The 3,048-nt window shown below is 42.1% G+C and carries 3 protein-coding genes and 1 pseudogene; all 4 read left to right on the plus strand.

The window, feature by feature from the left end; all coding sequences use genetic code 11:
- Positions 1-582 (plus strand): annotated as a pseudogene (locus ACFINI_RS09600) (phage portal protein); the annotation flags it as partial.
- Between the two features lie 13 nt (positions 583-595).
- Positions 596-1,489: a hypothetical protein gene (locus tag ACFINI_RS09605; RefSeq protein WP_375648012.1), complete on the plus strand. Its 894-nt coding sequence runs from the start codon at positions 596-598 to the stop codon at positions 1,487-1,489.
- Positions 1,490-1,580: 91 nt separating this feature from the next.
- Positions 1,581-2,708: a N4-gp56 family major capsid protein gene (locus tag ACFINI_RS09610; RefSeq protein WP_375648013.1), complete on the plus strand. Its 1,128-nt coding sequence runs from the start codon at positions 1,581-1,583 to the stop codon at positions 2,706-2,708.
- A gap of 20 nt (positions 2,709-2,728) precedes the next feature.
- Positions 2,729-3,048: hypothetical protein (locus ACFINI_RS09615; RefSeq protein ID WP_375648014.1), on the plus strand; the 320-nt coding region annotated here is incomplete at its 3' end.

Consider the following 3,048-nt stretch of genomic DNA (forward strand, 5'->3'; position numbering starts at 1 on the left):
AAGCGGCAAGGTAAGATTATTTTGCACCTTATACAGAATTACTTGTCCGATGGGCGTTTGGTACGGATATCTGGTGAAGAGAATGCGCAATATATTCCATTGACGCGTGAAGAAGTAACGAGTGTCGAGTATGACATTGTTGTCGATGATGCGCCAACCAGCCCGAATGAGAAAGAGCGCACCTTTGGTATCATCACACAGCTGCTCCCATTGCTTCAAAATGCGATTACGCCGGATATTATGCTTGATCTACTTCGTTATTCTCCATTGCCTGCGTCATTACTCAATCGTGTCAGTGAGAAGTTCCAACAGCAACAAATGGCACAACAACAGCAGATGGATCCCGAGCAGGAAATGAAGTTGCAGGAAAAGCAACAAGACTTAGAGACGAAAGCACAGATGCATCAGATGGATTTGCAACAAAAGCAGATTGATCTTTTTGTGCATCAAGAGAGAGCAAAAACAGACGCAGAACTGATGAAGCAACGCTATGAGATTGAACGGCAGAAGCTTCTCAATGATCAGGCACACAATCAGATTATGCGAGAGCGAATAGCATTACACAGAGGTATGCATAGTTGAGAAAGGTGAAAGAATGAATGCAGAAATGAATGAAGCTATGAATGAAGATTACAGAGTTGGAGCACCGGTCTTTGATGATGAGAGCTCTTTTGATGCTGGCACTTATGATGGTGAAACGATTGATAATGATGACATTACGTCTCCAGAGCCGGTTGCACAGCCCGTTGAAAAACCTTCAGAGATTGTTCCTAGTATAGAACAGCAGCGTGTGGAGCAACAAGCCAAACAAGCTCGTGAAGCGCTTGTCAAGCTTTATGAACCCCAATCCCAGACACCAATGGTTGAAGGTGAAAATGCACCCCCAGACCTACGTGAGGACCCTGTTCGTTTAGTGGCGTGGATGCTAGATAAGATTCAAAAGCAAGATGCGTATATTAGGGAACAGAAAGAAGCGCTAAGACAAGCTGAGGAACAGCAGCAGCATGATATACGTCTTGGTGAATTTTTTAATAATTCTGTTAAGTCGTTTCAAAATAAATCCAGTGATTTTGATGCCGCGGCAAATTTTCTTTATGAGGCACGCGCAAAGGAATTGAGTTCTTGGTCATCACTTTATCCTGAGTATGGACAACAAAACACAATAGATGCGATTATAAGAGATCAATTGCATGCTCTTGTAGCGACTTGTGCACAAAGAGATCTCAATCCGGCAGAAGAGATTTATAGAATAGCGCAAAATCTTGGTTATCAGAATCAAGCAGTGCAAGTGAATAATCAGGTTGCAGAACTTCAAAGTCGGCAGAATTCTGCGCGGACTTTGACAGCATCTGGAGGAGGGGGGAGTACTGGACCAATGACTTTAGCAAGCATTGATAGGATGTCAGAAGAAGAATTTGACGTTTGGATATCAAATCCGAAAAATAAAGCGATTTTTCGGCAATTACACGGTGCAGGTAACGGGTATTAAGAGTGCATTTTATAGAAATTAGTCTGTTTTATACAGGGCTATGATCCGGCTTTTAAGCCGGTTTTTTTTACAGCAAAGAAAGGTAAAATCAATGGCATTAACAACAGTTAGAGCAGATGATCCTCATGCGATAAGCACGTGGTCAAAATTATTAAATACAGAAGTTTCAAAGGCGATACCTATTGCCCCTCTTATAGGCAGGGGTTCAAACAGCATTATTCAACTTAAAACTGAAACACAGAAGGGCAGAGGGGATTGTGTTACATTTAGCTTACGTACACAGCTTTTGGGACGGGGAGTTACCTCAGGACAGACGCTTGAGGGGAATGAAGAGGCATTACAATTCCTTCATGACAGACTCTATATTGACGAGCTTTCGCATGCAGTTCGTGTAGAAAATGAAGGTAGTATAGCGCAACAACGTACAACGTTTGATTTGCGTGACGAAGCAAAAGATGGCTTAGTTGATTGGTATGCAGATCGCTTAAGCTTGATGTTTTTCATTCAAGCTTGCGGATATACAGCAAGGACAATCTCTTTTGAAGATCGGATGATAGATATCGAGAATGTGCATTATGGATTTAATGAACCTCTGGCACCAAGTAGTAAGCGAATTATCCGTCCAGATGGTAAAACCAAGGATGAAGATCTCAGTGAAGCGCCAAAACACAGCTTTAGTTTGAAGCTTATTGACGAAGCTGTAAAAATGGCGAAACTTGCTAATCCCAAAATTCGACCAGTACGTGTGAATGGGGAGAGTGTTTATGTTCTCTATTTGCACCCAACACAAGTGATGCAATTGCGCACCAATACAGAGACTGGACAGTGGCTTGATATTCAGAAAGCTGCTTATACGGGTTCGCGCGCGAAGAACCCGATTTTTGATGGTTCTCTTGGCATGTATAATGGTGTGATTTTACGTGAATCTGAACATGTCACTCATGGGGTTAAATCTACCGATCATACAGCGAAAAAAAGTGTGCGTCGTGCTGTTTTTCTTGGAGCACAAAGTATCGTTATGGCTTTTGGAAATAATCGCAATGTCAATCGCTATAAATTGGTGGAAGAGCATTTCGACTATCAACGTTACTATGGTTTGTCTGCGAAAACACTGATTGGCATGAAGAAAACCCGTTTCAAATTTCCAAATAGCTCTCAAGCAGCGCAAGATTTTGGAACGATTGTTATCCCCACCTACAGTGGTGAACCTGATAATTAATCATAGGGAGGAAACAAGACATGGCAGATCAATTACCACCTCCACTACAGGGCAGAAATCTACATACCCAACAGGTAAGTTTTTTGCGGTTAAATATCTCGCATAAAGATAAGCATCTCACAACGAAAATAGGGATATTACCCCGTGGCGCTTTGATCACTTCAATAAAAGCGTTCGTTAAGACGGCATTTTCAGAAGCGAAATTGAAGATTGGCAGCAGCTATGGGGGCAATGAGTTCAGTGAAAAAGACATCAAAGCCCAAGGCACGCAAGATTTTACGCCAACAGATCAAAAGTCTTTTGTTGCAGATGATAAGGAGATGACCCTTTATGCAACACG

This window comes from Bartonella sp. AA56HLJMS (genome assembly GCF_042197145.1).
In the GTDB taxonomy this organism is placed as follows: domain Bacteria; phylum Pseudomonadota; class Alphaproteobacteria; order Rhizobiales; family Rhizobiaceae; genus Bartonella.